This is a genomic window from Pseudomonas sp. NPDC079086 (assembly GCF_044542155.1).
Taxonomy (GTDB): Bacteria; Pseudomonadota; Gammaproteobacteria; order Pseudomonadales; family Pseudomonadaceae; genus Aquipseudomonas.
The window spans coordinates 1-16013 of the sequence record NZ_JBITTY010000009.1; the positions used below are offsets into that span (position 1 = coordinate 1).

13 protein-coding genes and 1 tRNA gene are annotated in these 16013 nt (G+C 55.9%); all 14 read right to left on the bottom strand.

Features of this window, described 5'->3' with window-relative positions:
- The coding region (locus ACIGEK_RS22090) for a GTP-binding protein (RefSeq protein ID WP_309109606.1) at window positions 1-161 on the bottom strand (161 nt) is incomplete at its 3' end.
- 31 nt (window positions 162-192) lie between these two features.
- Complete coding sequence (gene fusA / locus ACIGEK_RS22095) at window positions 193-2298, bottom strand: elongation factor G (RefSeq protein WP_397495395.1); 2106 nt, start codon at window positions 2296-2298, stop codon at window positions 193-195.
- Between the two features lie 30 nt (window positions 2299-2328).
- Window positions 2329-2799 (bottom strand): 30S ribosomal protein S7, encoded by a 471-nt coding sequence (gene rpsG, locus ACIGEK_RS22100; protein ID WP_010490886.1) that lies wholly within the window; start codon window positions 2797-2799, stop codon window positions 2329-2331.
- Between the two features lie 133 nt (window positions 2800-2932).
- Window positions 2933-3304, bottom strand: coding sequence for a 30S ribosomal protein S12 (gene rpsL, locus ACIGEK_RS22105; protein ID WP_003463319.1), 372 nt, complete (start codon window positions 3302-3304; stop codon window positions 2933-2935).
- A gap of 151 nt (window positions 3305-3455) precedes the next feature.
- Entirely contained in the window at window positions 3456-7655 is a 4200-nt protein-coding gene (rpoC, locus tag ACIGEK_RS22110) for a DNA-directed RNA polymerase subunit beta' (RefSeq protein ID WP_397495396.1), read from the bottom strand.
- 64 nt (window positions 7656-7719) lie between these two features.
- Entirely contained in the window at window positions 7720-11793 is a 4074-nt protein-coding gene (gene rpoB, locus ACIGEK_RS22115) for a DNA-directed RNA polymerase subunit beta (RefSeq protein ID WP_090256281.1), read from the bottom strand.
- Window positions 11794-12012: 219 nt separating this feature from the next.
- Complete coding sequence (gene rplL, locus ACIGEK_RS22120) at window positions 12013-12378, bottom strand: 50S ribosomal protein L7/L12 (RefSeq protein ID WP_069522395.1); 366 nt, start codon at window positions 12376-12378, stop codon at window positions 12013-12015.
- 79 nt (window positions 12379-12457) lie between these two features.
- The gene (rplJ, locus tag ACIGEK_RS22125; protein WP_090377397.1) at window positions 12458-12958 is read right to left on the bottom strand and encodes a 50S ribosomal protein L10; all 501 of its coding nucleotides are present in this window, start codon (window positions 12956-12958) and stop codon (window positions 12458-12460) included.
- A gap of 200 nt (window positions 12959-13158) precedes the next feature.
- Window positions 13159-13854, bottom strand: a complete 696-nt coding sequence (rplA, locus tag ACIGEK_RS22130; RefSeq protein WP_397495397.1) for a 50S ribosomal protein L1 — start codon at window positions 13852-13854, stop codon at window positions 13159-13161.
- Window positions 13854-14285 (bottom strand): 50S ribosomal protein L11, encoded by a 432-nt coding sequence (rplK, locus tag ACIGEK_RS22135; RefSeq protein WP_069522401.1) that lies wholly within the window; start codon window positions 14283-14285, stop codon window positions 13854-13856. The genes rplA and rplK overlap by 1 nt, the downstream gene beginning before the upstream one ends.
- 116 nt (window positions 14286-14401) lie before the next feature.
- Window positions 14402-14935, bottom strand: a complete 534-nt coding sequence (nusG, locus tag ACIGEK_RS22140; RefSeq protein WP_090256278.1) for a transcription termination/antitermination protein NusG — start codon at window positions 14933-14935, stop codon at window positions 14402-14404.
- A gap of 9 nt (window positions 14936-14944) precedes the next feature.
- On the bottom strand, window positions 14945-15313 hold the full coding sequence (gene secE / locus ACIGEK_RS22145) for a preprotein translocase subunit SecE (protein WP_397495398.1): 369 nt from the start codon (window positions 15311-15313) through the stop codon (window positions 14945-14947).
- A 42-nt stretch (window positions 15314-15355) separates the two neighbouring features.
- A tRNA-Trp gene (locus tag ACIGEK_RS22150) sits at window positions 15356-15431 on the bottom strand.
- A 54-nt stretch (window positions 15432-15485) separates the two neighbouring features.
- Window positions 15486-16013: EF-Tu/IF-2/RF-3 family GTPase (locus ACIGEK_RS22155; RefSeq protein WP_397494646.1), on the bottom strand; the 528-nt coding region annotated here is incomplete at its 5' end.

The window sequence follows — 16013 nt, forward strand, 5'->3', positions numbered from 1 at the left end:
GGGGCGCTGTCGATCTTGTCGAAGTCAACCTTGGCCGAACCGAATACTTCGGAGCAGACGCGGGTCAGAGCAGCGGTCAGAGTGGTTTTACCGTGGTCAACGTGACCGATAGTGCCAACGTTGACGTGCGGTTTGTTACGTTCAAATTTTTCTTTAGCCACGACAATTAACTCCTAGCTTAAAGGGGCTGAATCAGCCTTGTTTTTTGGTTACCGACTCGACGATGTGCGACGGAGCCGTATTGTATTTTTTGAATTCCATGGAGTAGCTTGCGCGACCCTGAGACATGGAACGGACGTCGGTCGCATAACCGAACATCTCACCCAGCGGAACTTCAGCACGAATCACCTTGCCGGAGATTGTGTCCTCCATACCCAGGATCATGCCACGACGACGGTTAAGGTCGCCCATCACATCACCCATGTAGTCTTCCGGGGTAACAACCTCTACCGCCATGATCGGCTCGAGCAACTCACCACCGCCCTTCTGGGCCAGTTGCTTGGTCGCCATGGAAGCAGCCACCTTGAACGCCATCTCGTTAGAGTCGACGTCGTGGTAGGAACCATCGAACACGGTAGCCTTCAGGCCGATCAGCGGATAACCGGCAACAACGCCGTTCTTCATCTGCTCTTCGATACCCTTCTGGATAGCCGGGATGTATTCCTTCGGAATCACACCACCCACTACTTCGTTCACGAACTGCAGACCTTCCTGACCTTCGTCAGCAGGCGCAAAGCGAACCCAGCAGTGACCGAACTGACCACGACCACCGGACTGACGCACGAACTTGCCTTCGATTTCACAGTTCTTCGTGATGCGCTCACGATAGGAAACCTGAGGCTTACCGATGTTGGCTTCAACGTTGAACTCGCGGCGCATGCGGTCGACCAGGATGTCCAGGTGCAACTCGCCCATACCGGAGATGATCGTCTGACCAGTCTCTTCATCAGTTTTAACGCGGAAAGATGGATCTTCCTGAGCAAGCTTGCCCAGAGCGATACCCATTTTTTCCTGGTCGTCCTTGGTCTTAGGCTCTACGGCAACCGAAATAACCGGCTCCGGGAAGTCCATGCGAACCAGGATGATTGGCCTGTCAGCGTTGCACAGAGTCTCACCAGTGGTGACATCCTTCATGCCGATCAAGGCCGCGATGTCACCAGCGCGAACTTCCTTGATTTCTTCGCGGGCGTTTGCGTGCATTTGCACCATACGACCCACGCGCTCTTTTTTGCCCTTAACCGAGTTGATCACGCCGTCACCGGAGGCCAACACGCCCGAGTAAACGCGAACGAAGGTCAAGGTACCCACGAATGGATCGGTAGCGATCTTGAACGCCAGAGCCGAGAACGGCTCGCTGTCGTCCGCATGACGCTCCATTTCCTCTTCCTCGTTATCCGGGTTGGTACCCTTGATAGCAGGAATGTCGGTTGGAGCAGGCAGGAAGTCGATAACGGCGTCGAGAACCAGGGGAACACCCTTGTTCTTGAAGGAGGAACCGCAAACAGCCAAGACGATCTCACCCGCGATAGTACGCTGGCGCAGAGCAGCCTTGATTTCCTCATTGGTGAGCTCTTCACCTTCAAGGTACTTGTTCATCAGTTCTTCGCTGGCTTCGGCCGCAGCCTCAACCATGTTGCCGCGCCACTTCTCGGCCTCTTCCAGCAATTCAGCTGGAATGTCCTTGCGAACAGGGACCATGCCTTTGTCAGAATCGTTCCAATAGACAGCTTGCATGTTGATCAGATCGATCTGACCCTGGAAGTTATCTTCAGCACCGATAGCCAACTGGATCGGCACCGGAGTGTGACCCAGACGCTGTTTGATCTGACCGATCACGCGCAGGAAGTCAGCGCCGGCACGGTCCATCTTGTTGACATAAACAAGACGCGGAACACCGTACTTGTTGGCCTGACGCCATACGGTTTCCGACTGAGGCTCAACGCCCGAGGTACCACAGAACACAACAACAGCGCCGTCGAGTACGCGCAGCGAACGCTCTACTTCAATAGTGAAGTCAACGTGGCCGGGGGTATCGATGACGTTGAAGCGGTGCTCGTCTTTGTACTGCTTCTCGGAACCTTTCCAGAAGGCGGTAATGGCAGCGGAAGTGATGGTAATACCACGCTCCTGCTCCTGCACCATCCAGTCTGTGGTCGCGGCGCCGTCATGCACCTCGCCCATCTTGTGGCTTTTACCGGTATAGAAAAGCACACGCTCGGTGGTCGTGGTTTTACCCGCGTCCACGTGAGCCACGATACCGATGTTACGGTAACGGTTAATCGGTGTAGTACGAGCCATAAAGCCCTCGCAAATTTAGAAGCGCGATAATTAGAAGCGGTAGTGCGAGAAAGCCTTGTTGGCTTCAGCCATACGGTGCACGTCTTCACGCTTCTTAACTGCAGCACCTTTGCCTTCAGCGGCATCCAGCAATTCGCCAGCCAAACGCAGAGCCATAGACTTCTCGCCACGCTTACGGGCGAAATCTACCAGCCAGCGCATGGCAAGAGCATTACGACGGGACGGACGAACTTCGACCGGAACCTGGTAAGTAGCACCGCCTACACGGCGCGACTTCACTTCGACCAGCGGAGCGATGGCGTCGAGAGCTTTCTCGAAGATTTCCAGGGGATCGCTGTTCTTACGCTCTTTAACCTTGTCCAGGGCGCCATAAACGATACGCTCGGCAACGGCTTTCTTGCCGCTTTCCATCACGTGGTTCATGAACTTGGCCAGGATTTGGCTTCCGTATTTTGGATCGTCAAGCACTTCGCGCTTGGCTGCTACACGACGTCTTGGCATTTGATAAGCCCTCAAACGGTCTTCAGGTTAGCCCGGGACTGCATCGCTAGATGGATGCCCGACCTTACTCTTATCGACTCAGATAAATAAAAAACTGCAATTCGGTGCACGCACCGGGTACTTCAGACGCCTATTACTTCGGACGCTTGGTACCGTACTTCGAACGACCCTGCTTACGGTCTTTAACGCCGGAGGTATCCAGCGAACCGCGCACGGTGTGATAACGCACACCTGGCAAGTCTTTTACACGGCCGCCGCGAATCAGTACGACGCTGTGCTCTTGCAGGTTGTGGCCTTCACCGCCGATGTACGAGGAAACCTCGAAACCGTTGGTCAGGCGTACACGGCATACTTTACGCAGTGCCGAGTTAGGTTTTTTCGGCGTAGTGGTATACACGCGAGTGCACACACCACGACGCTGCGGGCAGTTCTGCAGCGCAGGCACGTCGGATTTCTCGACGATACGCTTACGCGGCTGACGTACCAGCTGGTTGATAGTTGCCATCTTAAGCTCCACTGTTGTCTTGCGACGCTATTGCCCTACAAACAAAATGGCAGAGCACGTGCCCTGCCAAATTTAGGGGTGCATGAGTCTAAAGAGACTCACCGCCCCAGTCAAGACAAAGCCCCGCTAGCAAACTAGCGGGGCTTTGTACTTAATTACTGCTGGAGTTCAGCGCTTCGGTCAGTGCGGCTTCCACTTCACTGGCGCTAACACGTACTGGCTGAGCCGCTTCACGCTTGCGCTTGCGCTCGCTGTGATAAGCCAGACCGGTACCGGCTGGGATCAGACGACCCACAACCACGTTTTCTTTCAGGCCACGCAGGTAATCGCGCTTGCCAGTAACGGCCGCTTCGGTAAGAACGCGGGTAGTTTCCTGGAAGGATGCCGCCGAGATAAACGACTCGGTCGACAACGACGCCTTGGTGATACCCAGCAGAACGCGGGTGTACTTGGCAACGAACTTGTCTTCTGCAGCCAGACGCTCGTTCTCACCCAGTACCGCGGTCAACTCCATCTGGTCGCCCTTGATGAAGCTGGAATCGCCCGACTCAGCCACTTCAACCTTGCGCAGCATCTGGCGCAGGATGGTTTCGATGTGCTTGTCGTTGATCTTCACGCCCTGCAGGCGGTACACGTCCTGGATCTCGTTGACGATGTACTTGGCCAGCGCGCTGACACCCAGCAAGCGCAGGATATCGTGCGGATCGCTCGGACCGTCGGAGATAACTTCGCCCTTGTTGACCTGCTCACCTTCGAACACGTTCAGGTGACGCCACTTCGGAATCAGCTCTTCGTACGGATCGCTACCGTCGTTCGGGGTAATGACCAGACGGCGCTTGCCTTTGGTCTCTTTACCGAACGCGATGGTGCCGCTGATTTCAGCCAGAATCGAGGCTTCTTTCGGACGACGCGCTTCGAACAAGTCGGCAACGCGCGGCAGACCACCGGTGATGTCGCGGGTCTTCGAAGTTTCTTGCGGGATACGAGCGATAACATCACCGATCGCGATCTTCGCACCGTTCGCCACACCCACTAGGGCGTTTGCCGGCAGGAAGTACTGAGCCAGTACGTCGGTACCTGGCAGCAGCAGATCCTTACCATCTTCGCCAACCATCTTCACCGCAGGACGAATGTCTTTGCCGGCAGCCGGACGATCTTTCGGATCGAGGACTTCGATGTTGGTCAAACCGGTCAATTCGTCGGTCTGACGCTTGATGGTGATGCCTTCTTCCATGCCCACGTAGGTCACGGTACCTTTCATTTCGGTAACGATCGGGTGGGTGTGCGGGTCCCACTTGGCGACGATGACGCCAGCGTCGACCTTGTCGCCTTCCTTCACAGAAATCACGGCACCGTACGGCAGCTTGTAGCGCTCGCGCTCACGACCGAACTCGTCGGCAATCGCCAGTTCGCCGGAGCGGGAAACCGCCACCAGGTTGCCGTCGACACGCTCAACGTGCTTCAGGTTGTGCAGGCGAATCGCACCACCGTTCTTCACTTGTACGCTGTCAGCAGCCGAGGTCCGGCTTGCCGCACCACCGATGTGGAAGGTACGCATGGTCAGCTGGGTACCCGGCTCACCGATCGACTGGGCAGCGATAACACCAACTGCTTCACCGATGTTGATCTGGTGACCACGTGCCAGGTCGCGACCGTAGCACTTGGCGCAGATGCCGTAGCGGGTTTCACAGCTGATCGGCGAACGCACAATCACTTCGTCAATGCTGTTCAGCTCGATGAATTCAACCCACTGCTCGTCAACCAGAGTACCGGCTGGAACGATAACGTCTTCGGTGCCTGGCTTGAACACGTCACGGGCGATTACTCGACCCAGTACGCGCTCACCCAGCGGCTCAACCACGTCACCGCCTTCAATGTGCGGCGTCATCAGCAGACCGTGCTCGGTGCCGCAATCGATTGCGGTAACCACCAGATCCTGCGCCACGTCGACCAGACGACGAGTCAGGTAACCGGAGTTAGCGGTTTTCAACGCGGTATCCGCAAGACCCTTACGAGCACCGTGCGTCGAGATGAAGTACTGCAGAACCGACAGACCTTCGCGGAAGTTCGCGGTGATCGGCGTTTCGATGATCGAGCCGTCTGGCTTGGCCATCAGACCACGCATACCTGCCAGCTGGCGGATCTGCGCGGCGCTACCACGAGCACCGGAGTCAGCCATCATGTACATCGAGTTGAAGGACTCTTGGTCAACAGTATTACCTTCGCGATCAACCACTTTCTCTTTCGAGAGGTTGGCCATCATCGCCTTGGATACTTCATCGTTGGCCTTGGACCAGAGGTCGATCACCTTGTTGTACTTCTCGCCCTGGGTTACCAGGCCGGAGGCGTACTGCGATTCGATCTCTTTAACTTCCTCGGTAGCGGCGTCAATGATGCGCGCCTTCTCATCCGGGATAACGAAGTCGTTCACACCGATCGACACACCCGAGATAGTCGAGTAAGCGAAACCGGTGTACATCAGCTGGTCAGCGAAGATTACGGTGTCTTTCAAGCCAACAGTGCGGTAGCACTGGTTGATCAGCTTGGAGATCGCCTTCTTCTTCATCGACTGGTTGACCACGTCATACGACAGGCCATCCGGAACGATTTGGAACAGCAGCGCGCGACCGACAGTGGTGTCGACGATACGGGTGTTCTTGGTGATGGTGCCGTCGCGATCTTTGATCACTTCGTTGATGCGCACTTTGACGCGAGCATGCAGCGAGGCTTCGCCACCACGGAAAACCCGGTCAACTTCCTGCAGGTCAGCGAATACGCGGCCTTCGCCTTTGGCGTTAATCGCTTCGCGGGTCATGTAGTACAGACCTAATACAACGTCCTGCGACGGAACGATGATTGGCTCACCGTTGGCTGGCGACAGAATGTTGTTGGTCGACATCATCAACGCACGCGCTTCCAGCTGGGCTTCCAGCGTCAGCGGTACGTGCACAGCCATCTGGTCACCGTCGAAGTCGGCGTTGTACGCGGCGCAGACCAGCGGGTGCAGTTGGATGGCCTTACCTTCGATCAGTACCGGTTCAAACGCCTGGATGCCCAGACGGTGAAGGGTTGGTGCACGGTTGAGCAGCACGGGGTGTTCGCGAATCACTTCGGCGAGAACGTCCCAAACCTCTGGCAGCTCGCGCTCGACCATCTTCTTCGCGGCCTTGATGGTGGTCGCGAGACCACGCATTTCCAGCTTGCCGAAAATGAACGGCTTGAACAGCTCGAGGGCCATCTTCTTCGGCAGACCGCACTGGTGCAGACGCAGAGTCGGGCCCACGGTAATAACGGAACGACCGGAGTAGTCCACGCGCTTACCGAGCAAGTTCTGACGGAAACGACCTTGCTTACCCTTGATCATGTCAGCCAAGGATTTCAGCGGACGCTTGTTCGAGCCAGTGATGGCGCGACCACGACGGCCGTTGTCGAGCAGGGCGTCGACCGCTTCTTGCAGCATGCGCTTTTCGTTGCGCACGATGATGTCCGGCGCGGACAGATCAAGCAGGCGCTTCAAGCGGTTGTTACGGTTGATCACGCGGCGATACAGATCGTTGAGATCCGAGGTCGCGAAACGGCCACCGTCGAGCGGAACCAGCGGACGCAGATCTGGCGGCAGAACCGGCAGAACGGTCAACACCATCCACTCAGGCAGGTTGCCGGAACCGAGGAAGGCTTCCATCAACTTCAGACGCTTGGACAGCTTCTTGATCTTGGTTTCGGAGTTGGTTTGCGGAATCTCTTCGCGCAGACGGCCAATCTCGTGCTCCAGGTCAATCGCGTGCAGCAGTTCGCGAACGGCTTCAGCACCCATACGGGCGTCGAAGTCATCACCGAACTCTTCGAGGGCTTCGAAGTACTGCTCGTCGTTCAGCAGCTGGCCTTTTTCAAGGGTAGTCATGCCCGGATCGATAACGACATAGCTCTCGAAATAGAGAACGCGCTCGATATCACGCAGGGTCATGTCCATCAGCAAGCCGATACGGCTCGGCAGGGACTTGAGGAACCAGATGTGGGCAACCGGCGAAGCCAGTTCGATGTGCGCCATGCGCTCACGACGAACCTTGGCCAGTGCAACTTCAACGCCACACTTCTCGCAGATCACGCCGCGATGCTTCAAGCGCTTGTACTTACCGCACAGGCACTCGTAATCCTTAACCGGGCCAAAGATCTTGGCGCAGAACAGGCCGTCACGCTCAGGCTTGAACGTACGGTAGTTGATGGTTTCCGGCTTTTTAACTTCACCGAACGACCACGAACGGATCATCTCAGGCGATGCCAACCCAATACGGATGGCGTCGAACTCTTCGACTTGACCCTGGTTTTTCAGCAAATTCAGTAGGTCTTTCAAGGCCTTTCCTCCTGGCGGAGCTGGCGATGGAGCAAAGTGCTCCACCGCCGATTCGCGTCACGTGTTATTCGGTTTCCAGATCGATGTCGATACCCAGCGAACGGATCTCTTTGATCAGTACGTTGAAGGACTCGGGCATGCCCGGCTCCATACGGTGATCACCGTCCACGATGTTTTTGTACATCTTGGTACGGCCGTTCACGTCGTCCGACTTCACGGTCAGCATTTCCTGCAGGGTGTAGGCGGCGCCGTAAGCTTCCAGCGCCCAGACCTCCATCTCCCCGAAGCGCTGACCACCGAACTGCGCCTTACCACCCAGCGGCTGCTGAGTAACCAGGCTGTAGGAACCCGTGGAACGCGCGTGCATCTTGTCGTCCACCAGGTGGTTCAGTTTCAGCATGTACATGTAGCCAACGGTGGTCGGGCGCTCGAACTGGTTACCAGTACGACCGTCGATCAAGCGCATCTGGCCGCTTTCAGGCAGATCTGCCAGTTTCAGCATGGCCTTGATTTCGCTTTCCTTGGCACCGTCGAACACCGGGGTGGCCATTGGCACACCGCCTTTGAGGTTGTGCGCCAAACGCAGGATTTCCTGATCACTCAGTTCATCCAGGCTTTCCTGACGACCGCCGATCTCGTTGTAGATCTGCTGCATGAACTTGCGCAGCTCAGCGACCTTGCGTTGCTCTTCGAGCATGCGGTTGATCTTCTCGCCCAGACCTTTGGCCGCGAGGCCGAGGTGGGTTTCGAGGATCTGCCCAACGTTCATACGCGACGGTACGCCCAGCGGGTTCAGTACGATGTCGACCGGAGTACCGTGGATGTCGTGCGGCATGTCTTCAACCGGCATGATCACCGAGACAACACCCTTGTTACCGTGACGACCAGCCATCTTGTCACCCGGCTGGATGCGACGACGGATTGCCAGGTAAACCTTGACGATCTTCAGTACGCCTGGTGCCAGGTCATCGCCCTGCTGCAGCTTGCGTTTTTTGTCTTCGAACTTGTCGTCGAGCAGCTGACGGCGGTCGGAAATGTAGGCCTGAGCCTTTTCCAACTGCTCGTTCAGTGCATCGTCAGCCATACGCAGCTTGAACCACTGGCCGCGCTCGAGGCCGTCGAGGAACTCGTCGGTGACTTCTGCACCCTTCTTCAGGCCAGCGCCGCCTTCGGCTTTCTTGCCAACCAGAGCGGAACGTAGACGTTCGAAGGTTGCGCCTTCAACGATGCGGAACTCTTCGTTCAGATCCTTACGGATCTCGTCGAGCTGGCTCTTCTCGATCGACAGAGCACGAGCATCACGCTCAACGCCGTCACGGGTGAAGACCTGTACGTCGATAACGGTACCTTTGGTGCCAGTTGGCACGCGCAGGGAGGTGTCTTTAACGTCAGACGCCTTCTCACCGAAGATCGCACGCAGCAGCTTCTCTTCTGGAGTCAGTTGGGTCTCGCCTTTTGGCGTGACCTTGCCGACCAGAATGTCGCCAGGACCGACTTCAGCGCCGACATACACGATGCCTGCTTCGTCCAGCTTGTTCAGTGCCGACTCACCGACGTTCGGGATGTCAGAAGTGATTTCTTCCGAGCCGAGCTTGGTGTCACGCGCCACACAGGTCAGTTCCTGAATGTGGATAGTGGTGAAACGATCTTCTTGCACCACGCGCTCGGAGAGGCAGATGGAGTCTTCGAAGTTGTAACCGTTCCACGGCATGAACGCGACGCGCATGTTCTGACCCAGAGCCAGCTCACCCATGTCGGTGGACGGGCCGTCAGCCAGGATGTCGCTGCGCTCAACCTTGTCACCTTTGCTCACCAGCGGACGCTGGTTGATGCAGGTGTTCTGGTTGGAGCGGGTGTACTTGGTCAGGTTATAGATGTCGACACCGGCTTCGCCAGTTTCAACTTCGTCGTCATTGACGCGAACTACAACACGGCTGGCATCGACGGAATCGATCACACCGCCACGACGAGCCACGACGCAAACGCCGGAGTCGCGCGCTACGTTGCGCTCCATGCCGGTACCGACCAGCGGCTTGTCAGCGCGCAGAGTCGGTACAGCCTGACGCTGCATGTTCGAACCCATCAACGCACGGTTGGCGTCGTCGTGCTCGAGGAACGGGATCAACGAAGCGGCAACCGAAACTACCTGCTTAGGTGATACGTCCATCAGGGTGACGTCTTCAGGCGCTTTAACGGTGAATTCGTTGAGGTGACGTACGGCCACCAACTCATCAACCAGCTGACCTTTGTTGTTCATGGTCGCCGAAGCCTGGGCGATCACGTGATCGGCCTCTTCGATAGCGGACAGGAACACAATTTCGTCGGTAACCAGGGTGTCTTTCACCACACGGTACGGGCTCTCGAGGAAGCCATACTGGTTGGTGCGAGCATAGGCTGCCAGGGAGTTGATCAGACCGATGTTCGGACCTTCAGGAGTCTCGATCGGGCACACGCGGCCGTAATGGGTCGGGTGTACGTCACGGACTTCGAAGCCAGCACGCTCACGGGTCAGGCCACCCGGGCCAAGAGCCGAAACACGGCGCTTGTGGGTGATCTCGGAGAGCGGGTTGTTCTGGTCCATGAACTGCGAGAGCTGGCTGGAACCGAAGAACTCTTTCACCGCCGCCGCAACCGGCTTGGCGTTGATCAGGTCCTGCGGCATCAAGCCTTCGCTTTCAGCCATCGACAGACGCTCTTTGACCGCACGCTCAACGCGCACCAGACCAACGCGGAACTGGTTTTCGGCCATTTCGCCTACGCAGCGAACACGACGGTTACCCAGGTGGTCGATGTCATCGACGATGCCTTTGCCGTTGCGGATGTCGACGAGGGTCTTGAGAACCGCGACGATATCTTCCTTGCTCAGCACGCCTGAACCTTCGATCTCGGTACGACCGATACGACGGTTGAACTTCATGCGGCCTACGGCCGACAGGTCGTAACGCTCAGCACTGAAGAACAGATTGTTGAACAGGGTCTCGGCAGCATCCTTGGTTGGCGGCTCGCCAGGACGCATCATGCGGTAGATCTCGACCAGCGCCTCCAACTGATTGGTGGTGCTGTCGATCTTCAGGGTATCGGAGATGAACGGGCCGCAATCGATGTCGTTGGTGTACAGCGTTTCGATGCGCACAACCTGAGCCTTGACCACCTTGGCCAGGATCTCGACGTTCAGCTCGGTGTTGCACTCAGCAATGATTTCACCGGTAGCTGGGTGCACGATGGCCTTGGCCGAGGTACGACCGATCAGGTAATCGATCGGCACTTCCAGCTCTTTGATGCCGGCCTTGTCCAGCTGGTTGATGTGGCGCGCGGTAATCCGGCGGCCTTGCTCAACGATGACCTTGCCTTTGTCATCCAAGATGTCGAGAACGGCAATTTCACCACGCAGACGCTGCGGAACCAATTCCAAGTTAAGGGATTCGCCCTTAACGTGGAAAACGTTGGTCGCATAGAACGCGTCCAGCACTTCTTCAGTGCTGTAACCCAGCGCGCGCAGCAGCACGGAAGCCGGCAGCTTGCGACGACGGTCGATACGTACAAACACGGCGTCCTTCGGATCGAACTCGAAGTCCAGCCATGAGCCGCGGTAAGGAATGATTCGCGCCGAGTACAGCAGCTTGCCCGAGCTGTGCGTCTTGCCACGGTCGTGGTCGAAGAACACGCCTGGGGAGCGGTGCAACTGGGAGACGATAACGCGCTCGGTACCGTTAATAACGAAGGTACCGTTCTCGGTCATGAGCGGAATTTCGCCCATGTACACTTCTTGCTCTTTGATGTCCTTGATCGCTTTGTTCGACGATTCTTTGTCGAAAATGATCAGACGGACTTTAACCCGCAGCGGCACGGCATAGGTCACGCCACGCAGCGTACATTCCTTGACATCAAAAGCCGGCTCGCCCAGGCGATAACCGACATACTCCAGAGCAGCATTGCCGGAATAGCTGATAATCGGGAAAACAGACTTGAAGGCCGCATGCAGGCCAATGTCGCGGAACTGGTCCTTGGTCGCCCCTGCCTGCAGGAATTCGCGATACGAATCCAGCTGGATGGCCAGGAGATAAGGCACATCCATGACATCCGGCAACTTGCTAAAGTCCTTGCGGATACGTTTTTTCTCAGTATATGAGTAAGCCATCAGCGTTCCCCAGCTTGGTCACCTGCTTATTTGGCCCCTCCGACGGGAGTTGCCAGAAACTCTTGCAAACCCTAGGTTTGCGCCGCCACATCGGGCGGGTATTTCGCGCTCCAGACCCGCGAATGATTCGCCGACCTAGAACGGAAAAAGGCCGGTGGCAAAAGCCACCAGCCATCAGCCTTACGCGAGTCGCTTCGGCTGTAGACGCAAGGTCGTCGCTTACTTGAGCTCGACTTTGGCGCCAGCTTCTTCCAAAGCAGCTTTGGCTTTGTCAGCTGCGTCTTTCGCAACAGCTTCCAGAACCATGGCAGGAGCGCCGTCAACTACAGCCTTGGCTTCTTTCAGGCCCAGACCGGTCAGTTCACGAACTGCCTTGATCACGTTTACTTTCTTCTCGCCGGCTTCAAGCAACATCACGTTGAATTCGGTTTGCTCTTCAACAACAGCGGCAGCAGCAGCTGGGCCAGCAGCGGCAACAGCAGCGGTAACGCCGAAGGTTTCTTCCATTGCTTTGATCAGCTCAACAACTTCCAGAACGGTTTTCTGGCCGATTGCTTCGATGATTTGCTCGTTAGTCAGAGACATGACTTTAAATCCTGTATTGGGGTGACAGCCTACGCAGCCATCAAATTAAACATATGATTTTGAAAGAGTTTGCGATGCCTTAAGCAGCGGTAGCTTCTTTCTGGTCGCGAATGGCCGCCAGAGTACGAGCCAGCTTGCTGGTAGCGCCTTGAATCACGCTCATCAGCTTCGCAATGGCTTCGTCGCGAGTTGGCAGCGAAGCCAAAACGTCGATCTCGTTTGCTGCGAGGAACTTGCCCTCAAACGCAGCTGCCTTAATCTCGAACTTGTCCTGACCCTTGGCGAACTCTTTGAAAATACGAGCAGCAGCGCCCGGATGTTCTTTGGAGAATGCAATCAGGGTCGGGCCTTTGAACACGTCGTTGAGGACCGAGTAATCAGTGCCTTCAACAGCGCGCTTGAGCAGGGTATTACGTACAACACGCACGTATACGCCAGCTTCGCGGGCCTCTTTACGGAGTCCGGTCATAGCGCCTACAGTCACACCACGGGCATCAGCCACGACAGCGGACAGGGCGACTTTGGCAGCCTCGTTGACTTCAGCGACGATGGCTTTCTTGTCTTCGAGTTTAATTGCCACGGGTTTAACTCCTGCTTGTTACCGTTTCATCTGGCCGAAGCCGGATGTCGTTTTGGTGTCTGATTCGGTAAGGAACCGGGAGCACCATCTGCGTAGGCTGTTACTTTAAGACTTTCGCCACCTACGGTCTTGGATAGCCCCCGCAAAGCAGGGACCCCAAAGTATCGAAGCAGCGCAATCACTTGCGCTGCGTCTATGTATTACGCGTCGAGCGAGCCTTGGTCGATGACCAGACCTGGACCCATGGTGGTGCTCAGGGTTACGCGCTTGACGTAGATGCCTTTCGAAGTCGATGGCTTCAGACGCTTGAGGTCAGAAATCAGCGCTTCAACGTTCTGCTTCAGCTTCTCGGCGTCAAAACCAACCTTGCCGACGGAACCGTGGATGATGCCGTTCTTGTCAGTACGGAAACGTACTTGACCAGCCTTGGCATTCTTCACAGCGGTAGCTACGTCAGGGGTAACGGTACCGACTTTAGGGTTAGGCATCAGGCCACGCGGGCCGAGCACTTGACCCAACTGACCAACAACGCGCATTGCATCCGGAGAAGCAATTACCACGTCATAGTTCAGGTCGCCGCCTTTCATTTCGGCAGCCAAATCGTCCATACCTACGCGGTCAGCGCCGGCAGCCAGAGCGGCTTCAGCAGCTGGACCCTGGGTGAACACGGCAACGCGAACGCTTTTGCCCGAACCGTTCGGCAGCACGGTAGCGCCACGAACAACCTGGTCAGATTTACGCGGATCAACACCGAGGTTGACGGCGATATCTACCGACTCAGAGAACTTGACTGCAGACAGCTCAGCCAGCAGAGCGGCCGCTTCAACAAAGTTGTAAGCCTTGCCAGCTTCAACTTTCTCAGCGATTGCCTTTTGGCGCTTGGTCAACTTAGCCATTACACACCCTCCACGTTGAGGCCCATGCTACGAGCGGAGCCGGCGATAGTACGCACAGCTGCATCCATATCAGCGGCAGTCAGATCAGCCTGTTTGGTTTTGGCGATCTCTTCCAGCTGAGCACGAGTCACAGTGCCAACCTTAACGGTGTTCGGACGAGCCGAACCACTGGTCAGGCCTGCAGCCTTCTTCAGCAGAACCGAAGCAGGGGTGCTTTTGGTTTCAAAGGTGAAGCTACGGTCGCTATAAACAGTGATGATCACTGGAGTCGGCAGACCAGGTTCCATGCCTTGGGTACGGGCATTGAACGCCTTGCAGAATTCCATGATGTTAACGCCATGCTGACCCAGAGCCGGGCCTACGGGTGGCGACGGGTTGGCTTGCGCAGCCTTTACTTGCAGCTTGATATAAGCCGTAATTTTCTTAGCCATGAGCTACTCCAGTTTTGGGTTCTAGCGCCTTTCGGCTCCCCAGTTATTGCCTATTTATCCCAGTGACGACAAAACCCCGCAGCCCAGGGCTGCGGGGTAAGGGATGCTTATGTCAGTTATGCCTTCTCGACCTGACTGAACTCCAGCTCGACCGGTGTAGAGCGACCAAAGATAGTCACTGCCACCTGGATGCGGCTCTTCTCGTAATTAACTTCTTCAACAACGCCACTGAAGTCGGCAAATGGACCATCGGTCACACGCACCATCTCACCTGGCTCAAACAATGTCTTCGGCTTCGGCTTGTCACCACTATCGGCAACGCGACGCAGAATGGCATCAGCTTCTTTCTCAGTGATAGGCGCAGGTTTATCCGCAGTACCACCAATGAAACCCATGACGCGAGGGGTGTTCTTGATCAAATGCCAAGTAGCCTCGCTCATCTCCATCTGCACCAGCACATAGCCAGGGAAGAACTTGCGCTCACTTTTACGCTTCTGGCCATTCCGCATTTCCACTACTTCTTCAGTAGGGACCAGAATTTCACCAAAAACATCTTCCATACCAGCGAGCTTCACACGCTCTACCAGCGAGCGCATAACATGCTTCTCGTAACCCGAGTAAGCATGCACAACGTACCAACGCTTAGCCACGGGACACCTTTAACCGACAATCAACGAAACAAGCCAACCCAACAACGAATCAACGCCCCACAAAAGAAGCGACATAACCAGAACAACAGCAACAACAATTAACGTTGTCTGCGTGGTTTCTTGACGAGTTGGCCAAACGACTTTACGGATTTCAACGCGAGCTTCTTTTGCCAACACCCAAAAGGCTTTGCCTTTCGCTGTTTGCAGGGCAATCACGCCAGCCAACGCTGCAACTACCAGCAAGGCAAGAACGCGATACAGAATAGGCTCAGCAGAGAAATACTGATTACCGACTACGCCTGCGATTACCAGAGCAGCAACAACGAGCCACTTAAGCAGATCGAAGCGAGAGTCTTTGGCTTCAGCCTTAACATTCATCTACTAATATCCTGTAAAAAGACGCGCCAAATTCTAGGAAAATGGCAGGTCAGGAGGGAATCGAACCCCCAACCTACGGTTTTGGAGACCGTCGCTCTGCCAATTGAGCTACTGACCTAAAAACAAAATCAGGCCGACCATTATGCCGGCCCGATCAAAACAGATCAATCGATTACGCGATGATCTTGGCTACGACGCCGGCGCCGACGGTACGACCGCCTTCACGAATGGCGAAACGCAGACCTTCTTCCATTGCGATGGTTTTGATCAGAGTGACAGTCATCTGGATGTTGTCACCTGGCATTACCATCTCAACGCCTTCCGGCAGCTCGCAGTTACCAGTTACGTCAGTAGTACGGAAGTAGAACTGAGGACGGTAGCCTTTGAAGAACGGAGTATGACGACCGCCTTCTTCTTTGCTCAACACATACACTTCTGCAGTGAAAGTGGTGTGCGGCTTAACCGAACCTGGCTTGACCAGAACCTGGCCACGCTCAACGTCGTCACGCTTGGTGCCACGCAGCAGAACGCCGCAGTTCTCACCAGCACGACCTTCGTCGAGCAGCTTGCGGAACATCTCAACACCGGTACAGGTGGTCTTGGTAGTATCACGCAGACCAACGATCTCGATTTCTTCCTGGATCTTGACGATACCGCGCTCGATACGGCCAGTTACCACGGTGCCACGACCGGAGATCGA

Coding starts and splice junctions, on each gene's coding strand:
- fusA (WP_397495395.1), bottom strand. CDS start 2,298: ATGGCTCGTACTACACCGATTAACCGTTACCGTAACATCGGTATCGTG.
- rpsG (WP_010490886.1), bottom strand. CDS start 2,799: ATGCCAAGACGTCGTGTAGCAGCCAAGCGCGAAGTGCTTGACGATCCA.
- rpsL (WP_003463319.1), bottom strand. CDS start 3,304: ATGGCAACTATCAACCAGCTGGTACGTCAGCCGCGTAAGCGTATCGTC.
- rpoB (WP_090256281.1), bottom strand. CDS start 11,793: ATGGCTTACTCATATACTGAGAAAAAACGTATCCGCAAGGACTTTAGC.
- rplL (WP_069522395.1), bottom strand. CDS start 12,378: ATGTCTCTGACTAACGAGCAAATCATCGAAGCAATCGGCCAGAAAACC.
- rplA (WP_397495397.1), bottom strand. CDS start 13,854: ATGGCTAAGTTGACCAAGCGCCAAAAGGCAATCGCTGAGAAAGTTGAA.
- rplK (WP_069522401.1), bottom strand. CDS start 14,285: ATGGCTAAGAAAATTACGGCTTATATCAAGCTGCAAGTAAAGGCTGCG.
- secE (WP_397495398.1), bottom strand. CDS start 15,313: ATGAATGTTAAGGCTGAAGCCAAAGACTCTCGCTTCGATCTGCTTAAG.